This is a genomic window from Mycolicibacterium smegmatis (genome assembly GCF_001457595.1).
In the GTDB taxonomy this organism is placed as follows: domain Bacteria; phylum Actinomycetota; class Actinomycetes; order Mycobacteriales; family Mycobacteriaceae; genus Mycobacterium; species Mycobacterium smegmatis.
The window spans coordinates 760,714-781,742 of the sequence record NZ_LN831039.1 but is presented as its reverse complement, the minus strand read 5'-3'; the positions used below and the strand labels follow the sequence as shown (position 1 = coordinate 781,742).

The 21,029-nt window shown below is 66.6% G+C and carries 20 protein-coding genes; 11 read left to right on the top strand and 9 right to left on the bottom strand.

Annotation, left to right across the window (positions count from 1 at the left end; translation table 11 throughout):
* Complete coding sequence (locus AT701_RS03410; RefSeq protein WP_058125179.1) at positions 1-1,158, bottom strand: ABC transporter ATP-binding protein; 1,158 nt, start codon at positions 1,156-1,158, stop codon at positions 1-3.
* A gap of 16 nt (positions 1,159-1,174) precedes the next feature.
* A complete protein-coding gene (locus AT701_RS03405) occupies positions 1,175-2,563 on the bottom strand; it encodes an aspartate aminotransferase family protein (RefSeq protein WP_058125178.1) in 1,389 nt (462 codons plus the stop codon).
* Between the two features lie 134 nt (positions 2,564-2,697).
* Here AT701_RS03405 and AT701_RS03400 point away from each other — a divergent pair, with 134 nt between their 5' ends.
* Genes AT701_RS03400 through AT701_RS03380 form a run of 5 tightly spaced genes read left to right on the top strand, consistent with a single transcriptional unit; the run spans position 2,698 to position 7,673 of the window.
* Positions 2,698-3,978: a polyamine ABC transporter substrate-binding protein gene (locus AT701_RS03400; RefSeq protein ID WP_058125177.1), complete on the top strand. Its 1,281-nt coding sequence runs from the start codon at positions 2,698-2,700 to the stop codon at positions 3,976-3,978.
* A 4-nt stretch (positions 3,979-3,982) separates the two neighbouring features.
* Complete coding sequence (locus tag AT701_RS03395) at positions 3,983-4,924, top strand: ABC transporter permease (RefSeq protein ID WP_003892079.1); 942 nt, start codon at positions 3,983-3,985, stop codon at positions 4,922-4,924.
* On the top strand, positions 4,921-5,826 hold the full coding sequence (locus tag AT701_RS03390) for an ABC transporter permease (RefSeq protein ID WP_058125176.1): 906 nt from the start codon (positions 4,921-4,923) through the stop codon (positions 5,824-5,826). The genes AT701_RS03395 and AT701_RS03390 overlap by 4 nt, the downstream gene beginning before the upstream one ends.
* Positions 5,827-5,876: 50 nt before the next feature.
* Entirely contained in the window at positions 5,877-7,025 is a 1,149-nt protein-coding gene (locus AT701_RS03385) for an aromatic ring-hydroxylating oxygenase subunit alpha (RefSeq protein WP_058125175.1), read from the top strand.
* Positions 7,026-7,070: 45 nt separating this feature from the next.
* Positions 7,071-7,673, top strand: coding sequence for a TetR/AcrR family transcriptional regulator (locus AT701_RS03380; RefSeq protein WP_058125174.1), 603 nt, complete (start codon positions 7,071-7,073; stop codon positions 7,671-7,673).
* Here the strand turns inward: AT701_RS03380 and AT701_RS03375 are convergent, their stop codons facing one another.
* Positions 7,674-8,453 (bottom strand): SDR family NAD(P)-dependent oxidoreductase, encoded by a 780-nt coding sequence (locus tag AT701_RS03375; RefSeq protein WP_058125173.1) that lies wholly within the window; start codon positions 8,451-8,453, stop codon positions 7,674-7,676.
* A gap of 129 nt (positions 8,454-8,582) precedes the next feature.
* On the opposite strand from AT701_RS03375, the gene AT701_RS03370 reads away from it, so the two are divergent.
* Entirely contained in the window at positions 8,583-9,503 is a 921-nt protein-coding gene (locus AT701_RS03370; RefSeq protein ID WP_014876826.1) for a TIGR03619 family F420-dependent LLM class oxidoreductase, read from the top strand.
* A gap of 3 nt (positions 9,504-9,506) precedes the next feature.
* Here the strand turns inward: AT701_RS03370 and AT701_RS03365 are convergent, their stop codons facing one another.
* From AT701_RS03365 to phnF, 4 genes are all read right to left on the bottom strand, one after another.
* Complete coding sequence (locus AT701_RS03365; protein WP_058125172.1) at positions 9,507-10,484, bottom strand: CopD family protein; 978 nt, start codon at positions 10,482-10,484, stop codon at positions 9,507-9,509.
* A 31-nt stretch (positions 10,485-10,515) separates the two neighbouring features.
* A complete protein-coding gene (locus AT701_RS03360; RefSeq protein ID WP_058125171.1) occupies positions 10,516-11,379 on the bottom strand; it encodes a hypothetical protein in 864 nt (287 codons plus the stop codon).
* Positions 11,380-11,424: 45 nt separating this feature from the next.
* Entirely contained in the window at positions 11,425-12,096 is a 672-nt protein-coding gene (locus AT701_RS03355) for a VldE C-terminal domain-containing protein (protein ID WP_014876824.1), read from the bottom strand.
* 123 nt (positions 12,097-12,219) lie between these two features.
* Positions 12,220-12,954, bottom strand: a complete 735-nt coding sequence (gene phnF / locus AT701_RS03350; protein WP_029104245.1) for a GntR family transcriptional regulator PhnF — start codon at positions 12,952-12,954, stop codon at positions 12,220-12,222.
* A 200-nt stretch (positions 12,955-13,154) separates the two neighbouring features.
* Here phnF and AT701_RS03345 point away from each other — a divergent pair, with 200 nt between their 5' ends.
* The 3 genes from AT701_RS03345 to phnE are packed head-to-tail and all read left to right on the top strand — an operon-like array spanning position 13,155 to position 16,517.
* Entirely contained in the window at positions 13,155-14,120 is a 966-nt protein-coding gene (locus AT701_RS03345) for a phosphate/phosphite/phosphonate ABC transporter substrate-binding protein (protein WP_003892069.1), read from the top strand.
* 10 nt (positions 14,121-14,130) lie between these two features.
* Complete coding sequence (gene phnC, locus AT701_RS03340; protein ID WP_003892068.1) at positions 14,131-14,922, top strand: phosphonate ABC transporter ATP-binding protein; 792 nt, start codon at positions 14,131-14,133, stop codon at positions 14,920-14,922.
* Positions 14,919-16,517: a phosphonate ABC transporter, permease protein PhnE gene (phnE, locus tag AT701_RS03335; protein ID WP_058125170.1), complete on the top strand. Its 1,599-nt coding sequence runs from the start codon at positions 14,919-14,921 to the stop codon at positions 16,515-16,517. Before phnC ends, phnE begins: the two co-directional genes overlap by 4 nt.
* Positions 16,518-16,617: 100 nt before the next feature.
* On the opposite strand, the gene AT701_RS03330 is transcribed toward phnE, so the two are convergent.
* Together AT701_RS03330 and AT701_RS03325 are read right to left on the bottom strand one after the other, a co-directional pair.
* Positions 16,618-17,475: a glycoside hydrolase family 16 protein gene (locus tag AT701_RS03330; protein WP_029104246.1), complete on the bottom strand. Its 858-nt coding sequence runs from the start codon at positions 17,473-17,475 to the stop codon at positions 16,618-16,620.
* 110 nt (positions 17,476-17,585) lie between these two features.
* On the bottom strand, positions 17,586-18,035 hold the full coding sequence (locus tag AT701_RS03325) for a cupin domain-containing protein (protein ID WP_058125169.1): 450 nt from the start codon (positions 18,033-18,035) through the stop codon (positions 17,586-17,588).
* Between the two features lie 331 nt (positions 18,036-18,366).
* Here AT701_RS03325 and AT701_RS03320 point away from each other — a divergent pair, with 331 nt between their 5' ends.
* Both AT701_RS03320 and AT701_RS03315 read left to right on the top strand, forming a co-directional pair.
* Positions 18,367-20,022, top strand: a complete 1,656-nt coding sequence (locus AT701_RS03320) for an ABC transporter substrate-binding protein (protein ID WP_011727088.1) — start codon at positions 18,367-18,369, stop codon at positions 20,020-20,022.
* Positions 20,019-21,029 carry an ABC transporter permease gene (locus AT701_RS03315; protein WP_058125168.1) on the top strand — a complete coding sequence of 337 codons (1,011 nt, stop codon included), beginning with the start codon at positions 20,019-20,021 and terminating at the stop codon, positions 21,027-21,029. The genes AT701_RS03320 and AT701_RS03315 overlap by 4 nt, the downstream gene beginning before the upstream one ends.

The window sequence follows — 21,029 nt, the reverse complement described above, 5'->3', positions numbered from 1 at the left end:
TCAGTGCGCGCTGAGCGCGGTTTCCGGCTCCACCACCGGGTCGGCGATCACCGCAACCGGGCTGCGTGTCAACACGCGAACCGCGTCCGGGGTGCACACGCAGTGCACCCGCGCGCCGGCCTGCTGGCTCACCGACTGCGGCCCGGCATGATTGGGCACCTCGACCACCAGCCAATTGGCCTCCCCCACGTCGACATGGACCTGCGTCGAGGCACCCAGGTACACCACGTGTGACACGGTTCCCGTGATGACGTTGCTACCCGCCGCGACGGGCTCGTCGGGGCCCTGGAGCGTGATGCGCTCGGGGCGGATGACGATCGCGGCCGGACCCGGCGCCGCAGCGCCGTCCACCCAGGCGCTCAGTCGCGTCGACATCGCGGTGCACACCGCCGCACCGCCGGTCGCCCCCGGCGCCTCGGTGAGCTCGGCGTCGAAGATGTTGGCAGCGCCCAGAAATCCGGCGACGTACGTCGTGGCGGGGGCCGAATAGATCTCGGTGGGTGCGCCGACCTGTTCGACGCGCCCCTCGGCCATCACCGCGATCTGGTCGCTCATCGTGAGCGCTTCTTCCTGGTCGTGCGTGACGTACACGAACGTGATGCCGACCTCGCGCTGCAGGGCCCGCAGTTCGAGCTGCAACTGCTTGCGCAGCTTGGCGTCGAGCGCCCCGAGCGGTTCGTCGAGCAGAAGCACCCTGGGCCGCAGCACCAGGGCGCGCGCGAGTGCCACTCGCTGCTGCTGTCCACCGGACAGTTGTGCGGGTTTGCGTTTGGCGAACTCCGCCATGCGGACCAGTTCGAGGGCCTCTCCGACGCGGCGGGTGACCTCGGCGCGCGGGGCCTTCTGGTAGCGCAGGCCGAAGGCGACGTTGTCCCACACGCTCATGAACGGGAACAGCGCGTAGGTCTGGAAGACGGTGTTGACGGGACGTTTGTGGGGCGGGTCGCTCGCGACGTCGCGGCCGTCGAGTTCGATGCGGCCCGAGTCGGGCTTCTCGAATCCGGCGATCATGCGCAGCGTGGTGGTCTTGCCGCAGCCGGACGCGCCGAGCAGCGAATAGAACTGTCCGGCAGGAATGTCCAGGTCGATACCGGCGACCGCGGGCACCCCTTCGAACGCCTTGGCCAACTGGTGCAGGCGGATGGCACCGCCGGTCACCGGCCGGCCTCCGCGCTCAGTTGGCCACCGCCGCGGCGAGGCGTGCGAAGTTGGCGACGAACCGGTCGACATCGGCGGTGTCGTGCTGGACGGACAGCAGCCATTGCTCCACCTTCCCCCATGGCGGCAGGAAAACACCGCCGTTGTGCTGCATCAGCCAGTGCAGATGGCCGAGGCGGTCGTCGATCTGCAGGAAATCACGATATTCCCGCACCGGTTCCTTGCGGAAGGTCACGCACCCTTTCGCGCCGACGGCCACCACGTGCCAGTCAACCCCGTGCTCGGTGATCACGCTCGTCAACCGCTCGCGCAGGTCTGCGGCCAGAGAGTCCAGATGCGCGTACGCCTCGTCGGTGAGCACCTCGCTCAGGGTGGCGCGGGTGGCCGCCATCGCCAGGGGGTTGCCGTTGAACGTGCCGACCTGTTCGTAGCGTCCGTCGGCGATGGCCGACATGACGCGCGTGGTGCCGCCGATGGCCGCGACGGCGATACCCCCGCCGAGCGCCTTGGCGAGACAGACGATGTCGGGCACCACCCCACTCGAGGCGGTGACGCCGCCCGGGCCGGTGGTGAACCCGGTCTTGACCTCGTCGTAGATGAGCAGCGATCCGGCCTCGTGCAGCAGATCCCGGATCCCGGCGAGGTAACCGTGGGCCGGCGGGATGATGCCCGCGTTCATCATCACCGGTTCCAGGATCATCGCGGCCACCTGTCCACGGTGCTCGGTGAGCGCCCGCGCCACGGCCTCGATGTCGTTGAACGGGACGACGACCACGAGGTTGCGGATCGCCTCGGGGATACCGGTGTTGCCGGGAACACCCACCGGATGCTCTCGGGGACCGACCTCGTCGGGCTCCGGCAGCACGGACACCTGCACCGAGTCGTGGTGGCCGTGGTAGCAGCCCTCGACCTTGATGATCAGGTCGCGGCCGGTGACGGCCCGCGCGAGGTGGACCGCGTCCATGGTCGCCTCGGTCCCGGAGTTGGCGAAGCGCCACAGCGGCAGGTCGAAACGCCGCGAGAGTTCCTCGGCGATCCAGATCGCGTTCTCGGTCGGCTGCGCGAAATGCGTTCCGCGTCGGATCTGTTGGCTCACGGCGTCGACGATCGCGGGATGAGCGTGCCCGGCGATCGAGGCGCCATAGCCGCCGTGCATGTCGACGTACTCCGTCCCGTCGACGTCGTACACCTTGGACCCGTGCCCGTGGCTCAACCACACCGCCTGCGGTTGGGCGATCTGCCAGTTCGACGTCGCGCCGCCTGCGAGATGCTCACGGGCGCGTGCGATCAATTCCGCGCTGCGCGGCTGGCGGCGCAGGAACACCTGTTCCTCATCGGCGATCAGTCTGTCGACCCGGTCGCTTGAGACGTCTTGCGCTGCGGAGCCGACGATTGACGAGGACACTGGATTACCTCCACTCAGGTACGCGCTCGCATCCGGTCAAAGAAGCAGATGATGTGCGGTTTTGTACCTTGACTGAGCGTTCAGTCTATGCGAGAGTCCAACCAGCGACAAGACGCGGACCGCAGGAGGCCGGTATGCCTGGACCCACCGGAAACGCACTGCCGCACGGGATGCCCCGCTCCGGGCCCACCCGTAGACAGTTCCTGACGCGGGCCGCGTTGATCGCCGCGAGCGCCCCGGCGCTGGGCGTCCTGCTCGACGCGTGCTCCAAAGGCGGGCCGTCGGGCCCGGGGTCGTCGGCCCCCAGCCTGACCATCGCGTCGCCGAGCAGCCCGGTGACATGGGACATCGCCTCGGACAACGAGCCGATCGCCGACGGGCTGGCACCCGAGAAGGGCGCCACCCTGCAGCTGTACAGCTATGCCGATTACATCTCGCCCGACGCGGTGTCCTCGTTCGAGGACAAGTACCAGACCAAGGTCCAGGTCTCGACGTTCAACGACACCGACGAAGCCATCACCAAGATCCGCGGCGGCAACGTCGATTACGACATCTACTTCCCCAGCTACGACCAGATCAGCCGGCTGGTCAACGGTGGCCTGCTCAAACCGTTGAACCACAGCTACATTCCGAACATCGAGAACGTGTGGCCGGTGTTCACCAACCCGTGGTACGACAAGGAGTGGCGCTACACCACGCCGTACACCGTCTACACCACCGGAATCGGGTGGCGCACCGACCAGGTCCCCGAGGACATCGGCGCGTTGCCCAATCCGTATGACGCGCTGTGGGATCCGAGATACAAGAACAAGACCGCGATCATCGACGACTGGCACACCGCGATGGCGATGGTACTGCTGCGCAACGGTATCACCGATGTCAACACGTCGTCGCAGACCGATCTGGACATGGTCGGTGAACAACTCCGGCAGATGGTGGCCGCGACCTCCCCCAAGGTCACCATCACGATGTACAACGATGTGCCCGCAGGCCAGATCGGCCTGGCCCAGATGTGGTCGGGTGACATCATCCAGGCGCTCGGCTACCTGCCCGAGAACACCCCGCCGGAGATCCTGCAGTACTGGTTCCCGGCCGACGGCAAGGGCCTGGTGGACAACGACCTCATGGTCATCCTCAAGAGCGGCAAGAACCCGGTGCTGGCACACCTGTTCCTCAACCACATGCTGGATCCGGTTTCGGCGCAACAGAACTTCACGCAGATCGGCTACCAGCCGCCGCAGAAGTCGATCAATCCCGACACCCTGGTCGCCGACGGAACCATCCCCGAGAACCTGACGTCGGCGATCGTCAAACCCGAGTACTTCGACGCCGGATACCGCCTGCTGGAACTCGACGCCGAGAACGACGCCGCGTGGCACAACGTCTGGCGCGGCTTCAAGGCCGGAGGGTCCTGACTCCGTGGCGGTGACGGCGCCGCCGGCAGGGCCCTCGAGGCCACGCAGGGCGTCACGTGAGCGGACCAATCCCCTGTGGCCGCTGCTGGCCTCGCCGGGCCTGGTCTGGCTGCTGCTGTTCGTCGTCGCACCACTGTATGTGGTGGCGGCCATCGTGTTCGGCCAGATCGACCCGATCTTCCGGACCCCGGTGCCAGTGTGGAATCCGCTGTACTGGGACGCCACCCAGTTCATGTACGTGCTGGAGCGCATCGGCCCCAACGAGGTCTACGGCCCTGCGCTGATCCGCACCGCCGTCTACGTGGGCATCGCCGGCCTGCTGTGCCTGCTGATCGCGTTCCCGGTCGCGTACTACGTGGCTCGGCTGTCCGGACGGCGCAAGGGCATCCTGCTGGCACTGCTGATCGCGCCGTTCTGGATCAGCTACATGATGCGGATGCTGGCCTGGGTCAACCTGTTACAGGACGACGGCATGGTCAACCGTCTGCTGTCGTTCGGCGGTTTCTTCGACGCGAGCGTGCACTGGCTGACCGGTCAGCCCGTCGTGGTGATCCTGGGTCTGGTGTACGGCTATGTGCCGTACATGATCCTGCCCCTGTACGCGGGTCTGGATCGTCTGCCGCAGTCGACGCTGGAGGCCGCGCGGGATCTGGGCGCCGACCGGTTGGCGTCGTTCTGGCGCGTGACGCTGCCGATGTGCCGGCCCACGATCGTCGCGGCTGTGCTGCTGACCTGCCTGCCGATGCTGGGCGACTACTTCACCTCCGACATGCTCTCGGCGTCCCCCAAGACCGCCATGGTGGGCAACCTCATCAACGACAGCGTGCACGCGCCGGGCCAGACCGGGCAGGCCGGCGCGTTCGTGATGCTGGTGCTGATCGTGACGGTCCTGCCGATGTTCTACTACGTGCGCGTGACCTCACGCGGCGACGAGGTGGCGTCATGAGCACCGCGCGAACCCTGCGCTCACCTGTCGCATGGTGGCGCGATCCGTGGCGGCCGCCGCGAATCCTGGTGGGCGTCACGGTGATCTACCTGGTGTGGTCACTGCTTCCGGTGCTGATCGCGGTGATGTTCTCGTTCAACGACGGACGTTCCCGCACGCGCTGGGAGGGCTTCTCGTTCCGCTGGTACTGGGGCGACCCGGTGAAATCGGTGTGGCACGACGCGGCTTTGCACACCGCACTGTTGCAGACGCTGAAACTCGGCGTGATCACCACGTTGATCACCGTGCCACTCGGCGTGCTGTTCGCGATCGGCATCGACCGCTGGCGGGGCCGGTTGCCGTCGGGCGCCAACATGCTGATGCTCGTATCGTTCGTCGTCCCCGAGGTGCTGCTGGCGGTCGCGCTGCTGTTCGTGGTGACGTCGTTGGCGCTGCCCATCGGGTTGGGCACCTCGGCGCAGGTGATCGGTCTGGTCACCTTCCAGATCGCGTATCCGGCCGTGCTGGTCCGCGCCCGCCTGGCGACCATCGGCCGACAATACGAGGAAGCGGCAATGGATCTCGGCGCGGCGCCGCTGGACGCGCTGCGCCGCGTGACCCTGCCGATGTTGATGCCTGCGATCTTCGCGAGCACGGTGCTGGTGTTCGCCGACGTGATCGACGATTTCGTCCTGGTGCGCTATCTGTCCAGTGACGCTGCCACCGAACCGGTTTCGGTGAAGATCTACAACACCGCGCGGGCTGCCCCCACACCTGCGCTCAACGCCCTGGCGACACTGCTCCTGTTGGCCGCACTCGTCGCGATCGTCGTCGGATTCCTGGTGTACCGCAGGATGACTCGCGGTGACGCGATGGCCGACCGCGGTATCACGGGCTTCGCGGGTGAGACCACCGCCGGCTGAACGTCCACGCGGCTGTGGACCATTCCGGGGCCGACGACTATCCTGACTGTATGTTCAAACAGATCGGTCCCGCGCCCGTACCGGCCGACGATCTGGCTGCCGCACTGGCACCGTTCGGGCACTCCCGCATGCTGCCGCGCGAGGCCTACGTCGATCCAGCAGTGTTCGCGTGGGAGCAGCAGGCGATCTTCTCGGGCTGGACCTGTGTGGGCCATGCCGCCGATCTCGAGGCGCCCGGCGCACAGCGCGCCGTCGGTTCGGGGGCCAACGGCGTGCTGCTCGTGCGCGGTGAGGACAACCGGATGCGGGCCTTCGCCAACGCATGCCGCCACCGCAATCACGAACTGTTGTCGTGCGGTGCGTCGGCCAAACGCCGCAGCATCGTGTGCCCGTATCACGCGTGGTCGTACCGGCTCGACGGTTCGGTGCGCAACGCGCCCGGGTTCAAGGACGTCGAGGGGTTCGACCCGGACGCCTTCGGCCTCGTCGAGCTGCGCCTCGTCGACTGGCACGGTTGGCTTTTCGTGGACCCCAGTGGTCAGGATGCCGATTTCACGACGCACGTTGCCGGACTGGAAGACGTGGTGTCGCCGTATCGTCCCGAAGACCTCACGATCGTCGCGCGGCACTCCTACGAGCTGGCGGCCAACTGGAAGATCATCGCCGAGAACTACCAGGAGTGCTACCACTGCTCGTCCATCCATCCCGAGCTGTCGCGCATCAGCCCGCCCACCAGTGGCGAGAACCTCGAGTTGCCCGGGTCCTGGATGGGCGGCTGGATGTCGATCGTCGATGGCGCCGAGACCATGTCGCTGGACGGCCGCAGCGGCGGCGTCGCGATCGCGGGCCTGTCGGAGCACGAACTGCGGACGGTGATGTATCTCGTGGGCTACCCCAACCTGTTGGTGAGCCTGCATCCCGACTACGTCATGACGCATCTCATGACACCGCTGGCCGTCGACCGTACCCACGTGGAATGCGCGTGGGCGTTTCCCAGGGAAGCGGTCGGAAGACCCGGTTTCGATCCGGCGTACGCGGTGGACTTCTGGGATCTGACCAACCGCCAGGACTGGGCGGCGTGCGAATCGGTGCAGCGCGGCCTGTCGTCTCCGCATGCGAGGCCCGGCCCGCTGGCGCCCGACGAGGACGGTGTCTATCAGTTCGTCACGCGGGTTGCCCGCGCGTACCAGGGGGCCTGATCCCGTTCTCGCACCGCGGCGACGCCGATATGCTGTGCGAAACCCATGGGACGCAAACAGAACCCCGAACAGCGCCGGCGTGAACTCTGCGACGCGGCGATCCGACTGCTGGCCGACGAGGGTATCAAGGGTCTCACGCACCTGAAGGTGGACCGCACGGCCGGAGTCCCGGACGGCACGACGTCCTTCTACTTCCGCACCAGTTCGGCGCTGCTGCACGCGGTCGCCGGCCGCGTCGCCGAGTTGGATCTGCAGGATCTGACCGCGGCCACCGAACCTCCCGCCCCGGGTGAGAACCCGGCCGCGGGACTGGCGGCGCTGGTGATGCGCGCCGCGGACGGGCCCGGATTCGTCCGCAGCCGGGCCCGCCTCGAGCTCGCGATGCCGTCGAGCCGCGACCCCGGCCTGGCGCAGGTGTTCGCGCTGCACCAGCAGCGGTTCGTCGACATGCATCGCGATGTGGTGCAACGCCTTTCGCCCGACGCCGATTCGGCGGAGGTGGCCGAACGGACCTATGTGCTGTTGACGTTCATCAGCGGCCTGCTGCTGGCCCTCAGCCGCGGCGACCGCACCATCGGCTCGGCCGAGCAACTCGAAGCCATCATCTGTTCACTCTGCCGCGGCGGCCCGCAGCCTGAACAGGGCTGATCAGAGAGCGAACGAGTAGCCCCCGTTGACCGGGATGGTCTGCCCGGTGATCCACGACCCGTGGTCACTGGCCAACAGCACCGCCAGATGTGTGACGTCCTCGGGCAACCCGGGCCTGCGCACAGCGTAACCGGCAAGGATCGCCTTGGCCTGCGGCGAGTCGGCCTGTTCGGCCCACAGCGGTTCGGTGAGCGGCGTGCGCATGGTGCCGAGTGCGATGTTGTTGGCCGTGATGCCGTGGCGTCCAGTTTCCAGCGCCAGTGATCGAGTCAGCCCGGCCGCACCGGCTTTGGCCGCGGCGTAGGTCGCGCCGTTGGCGTCGCCGGTGCGCCCCGCGTCGGACACGATGGTGAGCACCCGGCCCCATTTGTGCTCGATCATCCACGGCAGCACCGCGCGCGTGCAGTGCAGGACGCCGTAGAGATTCACCCGCAGGAACGGCTCCCAGTCCTCCGGTGTGGTCTCGGCGAACGGCGCGCGCGACGCGAAGCCTTCGGCACCCGCGTTGCCCGCGTTGTTGACCAGGATGTCGACGTGGCCCGCGGCCACCACGGCGGCGGTGACCGCGTCGAAGTCGGTGACATCGAAGGCCGCAGCGGCGGCCGTACCGCCCTGGGCTTTGATCTCGTCGACGACGGCCTCGGCGCGTTCGGCGCGCAGGTCATTGACCACCACGGCCGCTCCGGCCGACGCGAACGCCAGCGCGAGACCGCGTCCCACGCCCTGTCCCGCGCCCGTGATGAGAACCCGCCGCCCCGTCAGGTCCAGCTGCACCGCCATCGCCGTCTCCTGTTCCGCCCGCGATACGGGCTTTCAACTTTCTCTACGATAATAGAGTTTCAATCGTCGGCAGCTAATACTCTCTGATTTCGAGAAGCCACCTCTCCCAGGTCCGTGAAGGAGTTCGGTATGAAGCTCGTGTTCAACCTGCCCCACATGCTGCGCCTCAAGGCGATGATGCAACCGTGGGAGGCCGAGGTGACGGGCGCCGACCAGACACGGATGGTCAAGTGCGCCGACCGATGGGGCTACGACATGATCGCCGTACCAGAGCATTTCGTGATACCGAACGAACATGTCGAACTGTCCGGCCCGCACTATCTGCAGTCGACGGTCGCGCAGGCCTACATCGCCGGGGCGACCGAGCGCATCATGCTCAACTCGTGCATCACGGTGTTGCCGCTGCAGCACCCCATCGTGCTGGCGAAAGCGCTCGCGACCGCGGACTGGATGAGCAGCGGACGCATGATGGTCACGTTCGGAGTGGGATGGCTCCAGCGGGAGTTCGAGCTGCTCGGGGTGCCGTTCCACGAACGCGGGCGCATGGCCGACGAGTACCTCGCCGCGATCGTCGAGTTGTGGACCAGCGACTCACCCAAGTTCGAGGGACGCTACGTCTCGTTCGGCGATATCGCGTTCGAGCCCAAGCCCGTGCAGAAACCACACCTGCCCATCTTCATCGGCGGTGACGCCGACGCCGCACTGCGCCGGGCCGCCAGATACGCCTCGGGCTGGTGGTCGTTTCTGACGCCGCCCGAAAAGCTCGCGGAGCGGATCGATTTCATCAAGTCACAGCCGGAGTACGACGGACGCGCGTTCGACGTGGTCCACGGTATGGCCACCACGCGGGTGGGTGAAGGGCACACCGTGCGCGACGATCCCAACGCCCGCCCGGGCATGAGCGCCCAGGAGATCATCGACCGGCTGAGCTGGCTGGGCGAGCAGGGCGTGACCGTCAGCGCGGTACCGCTGCCGCCCGTACGCGGTGTCGACGAGTATCTCGATTACGCCCAGTGGGTGATCGAGGAGATCAAACCGCAGGTGCCCTGATCGCTACTTCGGTGCACCGCTGCGGGAGCGTCCGGCCCGCAACGCAATTGCCACCAGCACGGTGAGCACCACACCCGAACCGAGCACCGTGAGGTCGAAGGCGCGCGCCGCGGGCCAACCCGCCTGCGCGCGTGCAGATCCGTGCAGGAACGTCACCATCACCAGGATCGCGAGCGCCAGTGCCACCTCGCCGAGCACCACCGCAGGGAAGTGCTCGACCGCCAGCCGGAACGCCCAGCGGTGATCACCCAGCCCTCTGGCCTCGGCGATCTTCGGCAGGAGCACCCGCATGTTGTAGGCGCCGGCCAGCACGAGCGCGAGGACGAAGACGAGCTTGACGAAGAGATGCCGCCCGTAGGACGTCGTGAAGAATTGGCCGACCGTGCCGACGTGTGTCCACGCGAGCCACGTCCCGCTCACGATCATCGCCCCGACCGCGCACATCGCCACGAGGGTGAACCGCTCCCAGATGCGTGTCCAGTCCTCGGTGGCGCGCAACGCATCTGGCGGCGGGCCGCCGATCCGGCCCAGAACTCCGGCGAGCGCGAGCACGATGAGCCCGCCCGTCCAAACCTGCATGCCCAGCACGTGGACCGCGGTCAACAGGTCGTGTGCGACATCGTTCAGCGTGAAGGTCACCGGCACGTTGGGGACGAAGCCCGTGAGCGCCGCGATCGCTGCGACACCGCCGGCCAGCGGCCGGGAGGCCCACGTCCACAACGCCGCCAATCCGAGACCGGTCACCACCAGGCCGACCGCTTCGACCCGCGCCGCGCCGGTGTCAGCGGCGGGGAATGCGGGCAAGGCCGCGAGAAACACCAGGACGGCCGCAGGCAACGCCAGGGCCCGCACGCGTTTGGCGACCACGCCGCCGGTTTCCTCCGGCAGCGCGAGCACCGAGACCGTCATACCGATCCCGACCGGCACCGAAATCGCGAGGCACTGCATCACCTCGATGCCGATATCCACGAATGAGGGCATCCCTGTGAAACGGCGTCCGTCGCCTGCGCGTTCAGGCGCGGTGTTGTTGCAGCGCCGCGAACCCGCCGTGCCGCTTGGCCTGATACGCCCAGATCGCGGTGATGACAGGCAGCGGCCCGAACACCACCCACCAGCGCGCCGACGGCGACACCAGGTCGGCGATCACCTCGTCGCTCGGCACCCCGTCGACGGTCGCCGGCAGCCACTCGTGCAGCAGGATGGTCAGCATCCGCGTCACCTCGAACGGGCCGAGCGTGGTCGCCGCGACCCAACTCGATGCGGCGATCAGCAGGGCCCACGGCCAGGCGAGCAGCAGGGACTGATCGTTCACGATGTCTGCCGACGTCCGGATCGACTCGATGACGAAGGCGAATGCGAGCGCCACCAGCAGCATCCCCACCTGGGCCGTCAACAGGTCGTCGAGAACCGAGTTGGCCAGCTCATCGGAACTGCGGGTGGGTAACCCGAACGCCAGCGCCAACAGGCCCGCCAGTAGTGCCAACAACATCAGCGCCGACGTCGCGCCGTTGACACGGAGGAACGAATCGGTCAGAGACCTCATCACCAGGTGCGAGGAGGCGCCCGGTCGCGTGCGGTACAGCACCATCACGATGAGCCCGGACAGCACGACCGAGATCAGCCAGGCGACCACCGCGGCGCAGATGAGCACCAACGCCAGCGACCCGATGATCGCCACCAGTTCCGCATTGGCGCGGTCGCCGTTGCGGACCACCAGCATCGGGACGACGCCGACGGCGAGTATGCCGAGTGCGCGCACCAGGATGGGCAACGAGAAGCCGGCAATGTCCCGAGGATCGAGGTCCGGATCGCTGCGGCGGATCTCAGCGACCTCGGCACGCAGCACCGAACGGGCCCAACCGAGCGACAGCGCCACGATGCGGACTGTAATTGTCGACGCATCCGAATGCGCACGACACGCTCAGCGCAGGTAGACCTCGCCACCCGACGGGTAGCCACCGCCCTTGGTGGTGATGTGCACATGGTCGTAGTGACCGTACGAGCCTTTACGCGCGCCGCTGGGCGTGTAGTAGGTGTCGCGCCAGATGCAGTCCTGCAGCGCGAACCGCTCGGCGTTCTTCAGCGCGTACGCCACGATCTCGTTGCCCAGCGCGATACCCGCTGGGCTGCTCGGGTTCGGGATCATCACGTCGAGCGCCAGACCGTTCGGGTGCCAGCGCAGGGAGTCCGCGCGAACACCGCCGATCTGCTGGATCTCGGGGAAGTCGGCGCTGACGCTGCGTGCGGCCAGGATGGTCTTGACCTGCAGGCCGCTTTCCGGCGCGCGCCCGGCGGGCAGCAGCTTCGGGATGTTGAGTACGCGCCACCTCGATGCGGTGGCGGGCTCGGCTCCTGCGCTCACTCCGGCGGGCGTGGCGGACGGGTTGGCAGCGGGCCCGGCGGCGATGAGTTCCATACCCGGCACGGGTTGGCCGGTGCCTTCGGGCGCGGCCGCGGGTTTGATGTCCGGCTCGGCGGGGAATGGGTTGACATCACCACCGACCGCGAAGAACACCGCGGCCGGTGCGATGACGGCAGCCGCGACCGCCGACGGCTTGCGCCTGCGGGGGCTGGCTAACGAATGTCGGCCCACGCGCAGCACGATACGGGGACCAAAACCGCAGGTCAGCAACGCCCTGGCGGTTCTGAGAATTCTCTTAGAGTTTTGCCAATATCAAGAATCCGGTGTTTCCGCTGGTCAAAAGTAACAAATCGATCACGAAACGATTGCGGAATTCTTAGCGTGCATGACGGCCGTGAACGTCATCCGATCGCCGCGATACAGCGAGCGCCGTTGCTCGATGGCAACGTCGTCCTGGTCGTAGGACACCCGGTTGAGCAGGAACATGGGAGTGCGCGCGTCGGCCCCGAGAAGGGCCGCTTCCCGCGCGTCCGGGAGCGCCGTGTCGATCGTGTCGACCGTCCGCGTGAAGGCGATCCCACGGCTGCGGATCTCGGCGTACAGCGACGCCTCGTGGTCGAACGTCTCCCGCAAGCCGGGGTACCGCTGCGCGGGCAGTTTGGTGGTTTCCAGACCGACACGCACGCCATCGGTGGTGAGCACACGCTCCAACTGCAGGACCGGCGCCCCGACGTCGACACCGAGCACGCCGGCGAGCACCTCGTCGGCGGTCAGGTCACTCCACGCGACCAGGATGCGGCCCGCACTCAATCCCTGGGCCTTGGCCGCCTCGGTATAGGAGCCCATGCCGAGGGGTTGTCTGATCTTGGGCCGGGCCACCACGGTCGTGCGGCCGCGCCGCTCCACCCGGCCGTCGATGAGCAGTTCACGCAGCGCCTGCCTGACGGTCTCCCTGGCCACCTCGAACTGCTCGGCGATCTCCCGCTCGGCGGGGAAGGGATCCCCGATGCGCATACCGTCGAGCATGCGGTCCAGTTCGGCACGAACGACCTGATGCTTGAGGATCCGTGGCGCCGCGCCCGCTGTCACGGGGCCAACGTAATACACAGCCGAGCCTCGTCAGACGGCCGTCCGCTGGTATAGACCAAGACGTATTCGCTTGTTCACCTTCCGTTTTCCCGAGATGCACCCGTTGGTATAGACCACCCCACAAGGTGTGTGGACGAGGCCGGACATACCGAAGAGTGCCTCCCTCTGACTTGCCCGCCTTTCGAAAGGTTCTGCGCGACATGAAGATCCGTGCTCACCACAAGATCGCCACAGCGGCGGCCTGCGTCGCCCTGCTGGCGTCGGCCTGTTCGGGCTCCGACAAGCCGCAGTCCACCACCGCCGAGGGCTTCCCCGAGACGATCACCCTCGCCGCGATCCCGGCGGAGAACTCCAGCGACCTCAAGGCCAGCTACGACCCACTGATCAAGATGCTGGAGAAGCAGACGGGCTCCAAGGTCGAGTTCGTCCAGGCCTCCGACTATGCGGGCGTGGTCGAGGGCATGATCGCGGGCAACGTCGACCTCGCGTTCTTCGGCCCGTTCGCCTACGTGGTCGCGGGGGTCAACGGAGCCAAGATGACCCCACTCGGCGCGGTGATCAAGGACGAGGGCGGTGCCCCCGGCTACCAGTCCTACGGGCTCGCGCGCGCCGACGAGGACAACATCAACGGGCTCAAGGACTTTGCCGGCAAGAAGGTGTGCTTCGTCGATCCGGGGTCGACGTCGGGCTTTTTGTACCCGACCGCGGGCCTGATCGAGGAAGGTGTGGTCAAGTCGGGTTCTGAGGCCGACATCTCCGCCGCGATGTCACCGATCTTCGCAGGCGGGCATGATTCCTCGGCGCTCGCGATCGCCAACGGCGACTGCGACGCGGGCTTCGCGTTCGACACCATGGTCGACAAGACCATGATCGACAAGGGCGACCTCAAACCCGGTCAGCTCAAGACGGTGTGGAAATCGGACATGATCGCCGGTTCGGTGTTCGCCGCCAACGACGCGTTGGGCCCCGAGGTCATCGACAAGCTCAAGACCATGTTCGCTCAAGATGCCAACGTCAAATCCTTTGAGGAAGAGGGATTCTGCGAAGGTGACGCATGCCGCATCACCGATGAGCGGGCCTGGGGCGTGGTGCCGGTCACCGACGCGGACTACGACGGCGTGCGCCATGTGTGCGACGTGACGGGCTCCGAGAAGTGCAAGGGCTGACGTGACCCCCGTGAACCCCGTCGCGGGTGATGACGTCGTTGTCATCGCGCGCGACGTCACCAAACGCTTCGGCGAAACGCTGGCCCTGGACCATGTGTCACTCGACGTCCACCGCAGCGAACTCCTCGTGCTGCTCGGCCTGTCCGGCTCGGGCAAATCCACACTGCTGCGCTGCCTCAACGGTTTACATCCGGTGACCTCGGGAACCGTCGACGTCGGCGGGACACGTGTGGACCAGGCCTCGGGCGCCCAGTTGCGGGCGCTGCGCCGCCGCGTCGGGTTCGTGTTCCAGCACTTCAATCTCGTGGGCCGGCTCAGCTGCCTGGAGAACGTCCTCATCGGCGGGCTGGGCCGGCTGCGCCTGCCGCGCTATGGCGCGCTGACCTATCCCCGGCACATGCGGGCGGAGGCACTGGCCCACCTCGACCGTGTCGGGCTCGCCGACTACGCCGACCGCCGGGCTGACACTCTCTCCGGCGGACAACAGCAGCGCGTGGCCATCGCGCGCACGCTGATGCAGAAGCCCGCCCTGCTGCTCGCCGACGAACCGGTCGCGTCACTGGATCCCGAAAATGCCGGCGTGGTCATGGATCTGCTGTTCCGCGTGTGCATCGAGGAAAAGCTGACCGTGGTGTGCACACTGCACCAGGTCGATCTCGCTCTCGGCTGGGCACACCGCCTCGTCGGCCTGCAGGGTGGCCGCAAAGTCCTCGACCGACCTGCCGTCGGGATGACGCGCGACGACGTCATGGCCGTCTACCAGCGCGTCGACCCCGCCGTGACCCCGGCACGTCGCGTATGACCACCGAGATCACCCGGCCGCCCGCCCCGCCGTCCCGGTCCACAGAGTCCCGAAAGCCTTCCTTTCCCGGTCTTCTGCACGTCGTCGCGATCGCGGCGGTGCTGGCCACCATCGTCTCGGCGTGGGCGATCGATTTCGTACCGACCGCGCTGATCGACGGCAGCGACAACATCGTCGCACTGTTGCGACGCATGGTCCCACCGCGACTCGACGACCCGGCGCGCATCGGCATGCTCGCCGTCGAGACCCTGTTGATGGCGGTGCTCGGCACCACCCTCGCGGCGATCGCGTCGGTTCCGCTGGCATTTCTCGCCGCACGCAACACGACACCGCATCCGGCGGTGCAGGCCGTGGCGCGCGCGGTCATCACGTTCTGTCGCGCAATGCCGGACCTGCTGTTCGCGGTGTTGTTCGTCCGGGCGCTCGGAATTGGCGTGCTGCCTGGTGTTCTCGCACTCGCACTGCATTCGATCGGCATGCTGGGCAAGGTGTTCGCCGACGCGATCGAGCAGACCGATCCGGGACCACGCGAAGCCGTCCGGAGCACGGGTGTCGGCTACTTGCGAGAGCTGCTGAACGCCGTCGTTCCCCAGGTGGTGCCGTCGTGGATCGCCACCTTCGTCTACCGCATCGACATCAACCTGCGCATGTCGGTGGTGCTGGGATTCGTCGGCGCCGGTGGCATCGGGTTCGCCTTGCAGGACGCGTTGCGCGGGCTGATCTATCCCCGCGCACTCGGCATCGTGTGCGTGATCCTCGCGATCATCGCGGGAATGGAACTGGTGGCCATCGCGATTCGGCGGATCCTGCTGGAACCCGCGCGCTCGAGCCCAATGCGCGATCGCGTCACGCGGTTCGGTCTGTCGGGCGTGCTCGGCGGTTCGTGCGTCGCGGCGTTCGTGCTCCTCAAGATCAACCCGGTGGCACTGTTCACGTGGGTGTTCCCGTCAATCGGCATCTTCACCAGGATGGTGCCGCCCAACTTCGACGCACTGGGCGCCGACCTGTTCACCGCGGCCGCGCAGACCGTCGCGATCGGTGTCGTGGCGACCGCGATCGGCATCGCGCTGTCACTGCCGGCCGGAATCCTGGCCGCACGCAACGTGACTCCGCATCCGGCGCTGTACTGGCCGGCCCGGGCGTGGATCCTGGTGGTGCGCGCCGTGCCCGAACTCATCCTGGCGGTCGTGTTCGTCGCGGCCCTGGGCCTCGGGCCCATCGCCGGTACGTGCGCGCTGGCCATCGGATCGATCGGGTTTCTCGCGAAACTCGTCGCCGACGCGGTCGAGGAGATCGATCCGGGCCCCATGGAGGCGGTCCGCTCGGTGGGCGGCGGATGGTGGAAGACGCTGTTCGCCGCGGTGCTTCCCCAATCCATGCCTGCCATGGTCGGTTCGAGCCTCTACCTGTTCGACGTGAACGTCCGCACGTCGACCATCCTCGGCATCGTCGGCGCGGGTGGTGTGGGCTACCTGTTGTTCGAGTCGATCCGCACGCTGAACTTCGACGTCGCAGGCGCCATCGTGATCGTCATCTTCGTGATCGTCTACGCCATCGAACGATTGTCGGGCTGGATCCGGTCACGCTTGGTGTGATGGTGTGCCCCGCCGCCCACCTGACCCGCCGACCGTGCGCTCAGGGCGGGAGTTCGGCTGATTTCCCGCCCTGCGCGCACGCTCGGCGCAGAAGGCGGTATCAGCCGGCGAACACCCGGATCCAGTCGACCAGCATCTCGGCCGGATAGGTGCCTCCGGCGGGTTCACGTCCGCCGGAGCCGCCGACGGCGATGTTGAACACCGGGACCATGGTGTAACCGGGATCGTTGAAAGGCCAGTCCTGCAACGAGTTCGCGGGAACCGAGAAGAACGGCTCCATACCCGGCGCGTAGTCCTTCCAGAAGTACATGCCTTCGGGTTTCCACGACATGCGCCAGGTGTGCCAGTCGCTGTCGACGGGATGCGGATTGGTCGCGAACGACGTGCCGTCGAGGCGGGCGTGCACCGTCGTGCCCGACGGCCAGTCTCGGTTGCCGTACCACTCGACGAGGTCGACCTCGCCGCCACGCACGGGGTTGTCGTTGAGAAGCCAGAACGCGGGCCACGCACCGTCGGTCAGGCAGTTCAGCTTGACGCGGGCTTCCCAGGTGGTGCCGATGCCACCGCGCCACAGGCCGACCACCTTGGCACTGGCGTACTTCTCCTGGATGGTGGTACCCGGCCCCCGCGTCGCGCGGATGACCAGATTGCCCTTGCCGTCCTGGAAGGCATGTTCCTGGTCGGTGACATACCGCCCCATGTTGTACGGCTTGTCCCATTCGACGGGGTTCTTGATGGTCTCGCGGGCGGGCACCAGGTACCACCACGCGGGATCCGGCGGCGATCCCGCGGGACCGTTGAACTCGTCCTGGAACAGGAAGGTGGGCTCGGCTGCCGCGGCGGGCCCGGGACCGGGCGGGTTATCTCCGATGAGTGGGTCGGCGCCGGCCGTCCCGACGGGAAGTGCAGCGGCTGCCACCCCCAGACCCATCATGAACATCACACTGCGACGATCCATTTGAGGCACACGGTGACTCTAGCGGGGACGGGCAGCATACGGCGTATTTCGGCGCTGCCGGTCGTCGCGGGTCGCAGCGCAGGGGATCGACACGAAACGCAAACTCCCAGCTAAGGACACATCGCAGGAGCGTCGTCGCGAGCCGGCACATTTGCCGGCAGGGTGTAGGTGACCACCACCTCGGCCTCTTCGGATCCCTGGTTGGACACCTCGTGGGGCACGCCTGCCGGGATGAACACCGATTGCCCCGTCCCGTAGGTCACCGGCGCGCATCCGGGTGCGGTGCGCAGCACCACCGAACCCGAGTTGACGACGGAGTGCTCGGGCCCGGGATGCGCATGCCAACCGCTGCCGGCACCGGGTTGCAGCAGGAGACTCTGCACCGTGAGCGTGGTGGGCTGACCCGCGGTCACGATCCAGATCGGCGTCGTCGTGGTGCCCTCGGCCAGATCGGTCCGCTCGACATCACCTTCGGCCGGGCTCGCCACGGCAGGCGCCGCGAAAAACCCGGACATAACAACGCTTATGGCGCTGGCGGCGACCAAGTGCGTGGGTTTCATGTGACTCCTCCGAGCGTCGAGATCCTGGCGAAAACCGTACAACTCCGCAGATGGGCGAAGTGCCGCTGGTTGTGGGCTTCGCCTCGGCCCGGGAAGGGGCCCGGGACGGCAGATGTTGCGCACACCGTCACACTCTCGTCATAGTCGCAGCGCGAACCGCCTTCAGGCTCACCAAGACCCGTAGCTAGTACACACAGATTCGAGTTACACAGAAGAAACTTCGGTCGTTCGACTTGCGCACCGTGAATTTTCCCGAAAGATGCTCAACGGCCCACTCAGATGGCGTAGAGCTGTATCCGGGGCATCCAAGTTTGGAAATCAAGGGGAATCAATGATCGCTGGGCGCAAGTGTTTGAAGATCGCCAGTGTCGCCGCAGTCGCAGTGCTGGGCGTCGCGGCGTGCGGGGGCGGCGGAGGTAGTGGGGGCAGCAGCGGTGCGGCCAACGAGGGCGGGGAGGTCAACGTCACCATGACGTCGTTCCCCGACTACGTCGACCCGCAGCTCTCCTACACGATGGAGGGCTGGGAGGTCCTGTACAACACCTATGTCCCGCTGCTGACGTACAAGCACGCCAAGGGCGAAGAGGGCGCGGAGGTGGCGCCCGGTCTCGCCGAGGACATGCCCGAGGTCTCACCGGACGGCAAGACCTACAAGCTCAAGCTGCGGCAGAACATGAAGTACGCCGACGGAACCCCCATCAAGGCATCGGATTTCACGTACGCAATCCAGCGGCTGTTCAAGGCCGACTCGGGCGGCTCGGTGTTCTTCGGCGTCATCGTGGGTGCCAACGACTACGCAGAAGGCAAGGCCGACACCATCACTGGCATCCAAACCAATGATGACACCGGTGACATAACCATCAACCTCACCGAGGCCAACGGCACGTTCGACAACCTGCTCGGTCTTCCGTTCTCGGCGCCGGTTCCGCCCACCACGCCGCTGGACACCGACGCCACGAACAACCCGCCACCGGGCAGCGGTCCGTTCACGATCACGAGCGTCGATGCGCCGCACACGTTGGTCATGGAACGCAACCCGCAGTTCCAGACCGTCAAGGACGCGGGCGCCGACGAGGTGGCCGACGCGCACGTCGACAAGATCATCGTCACGCAGAACAAGAGCAACAGCGCGCAGGTCACCGACATCGAGCAGAACAAGACCGACTTCATGCACGATCCGCCGGACGCCGACCGGCTGCCCGAGGTCAAGGCGCGGTTCGGTGATCGGTTCCGCCTCGAGGACTCGATCAACACCTACTACTTCTGGATGAACACGCAGCAGGCGCCGTTCAACGACGTCCGCGTGCGTCAGGCCGTCAACTACGCGATCGATCCGGAAGCGCTCAACCGCGTGTTCGGTGGGCGCCTGCACCCCACGCAGCAGATCCTGCCGCCGGGTATGCCCGGATACGAGGAGTTCACGCTGTACCCGGGCCCGGACATGGACAAGGCCAAACAGCTGATCGCCGAGGCCAATCCGGCCGACCGCGACATCACGGTGTGGACCGACGACGAACCCGACCGCAAGCGTATCGGCGAGTACTACCACGACGTGCTCACGCAGCTGGGCTTCAACGCGACGCTGAAAGTCATTGCCGGTGACGTCTACTGGACCACGATCGGCAACCAGACGACACCCGATCTCGACACCGGGTTCGGCGACTGGTTCCAGGACTTCCCGCATCCGGACGACTTCTTCCGGCCACTGATCAACGGGAAGAGCATCCTGCCGACCAACGGCAACAACTTCTCCCGTGTGGCCATCCCCGAACTCGACGCCAAGATGAACGAGCTCCTCACCCAGCAGCTCACGGACGAAACCAAGAAGGGCTACGCCGATCTCGACCGGGCGTACATGGAGCAGGCTGTGTGGGCGCCGTACGGCAACGAGCAACTCGCGACGTTCCTGTCCGACCGGATGGACTTCGACAGGAGCTACCACCATGTGCTGTTCAACCAGGACTTCACGTCGTTCGCGCTCAAATGACCGACGTAGCTGAACCTGTCACGGTGGCCGGGCCCGTCCCGGCCACCGGCCACAGCCCCTGGTATCTCGCCTGGACGCGGTTGCGTCGCAACAAGGTTGCGCTCTTCAGTGGCGGCGTCTTCATCCTGATCGTGCTGTTCTGCCTGGCCGCTCCGCTGTGGTCTGAACACGTGGCGCACACCTTGCCCAACGAGAACCACATCACCGATCAGGTCCTCATCGACGGCGTGGAAACCTACGTGGTCTCCCCCGACGGCACTCCCATCGGACCGGGCCTGCACGGCAGATATCTCCTCGGGGCCGACCAGAACGGCCGCGACGTGATGGTGCGGTTGATGTACGGCGGCCGCACGTCGATCTACATCGGTCTGACCGCCGCGCTGGTGACCACCGTGCTGGCCGTGGTCATCGGCCTTCTGGCCGGCTTCTACCGCGGCTGGATCGACACCGTGCTGTCTCGGATCATGGACGTCATGTGGGCGTTCCCGGTGCTGCTGCTGGGCATCGCGCTCGGTACCGCGCTGGCGCTCGGCGGATTCAAGCTCGGGGTCATCCACGTGGCCGGTGATTCACTGTGGATCCCGATCCTCATCATCGGCTGTGTCTACGTGCCCTACATGGCGCGGCCGATCCGCGGCGAGGTACTTGCGTTGCGGCAGAAGGAGTTCATCGAGGCCGCGGTCGCGATGGGCAAGGGACCGGTCCGGATCATGATCACCGAACTGCTGCCCAACATCGTCTCGACCATCATCGTGTTCTTCACGCTGAACATCGCCAACAACATGCTGCTGGAGTCGGCGCTGTCGTTCCTGGGCGCGGGTGTACGTCCGCCGAATGCGTCGTGGGGCACGATGATCGCCGACGGATACCAGACCATCTACACCGCACCGCACCTGACGATCGTCCCCGGTCTGATGATCGTCGTCACGGTGCTGTCTCTCAACGTCTTCGGTGACGGGCTGCGTGAAGCGCTCGATCCCAAGGCCAAGATCCGGTTGGAGCACTAA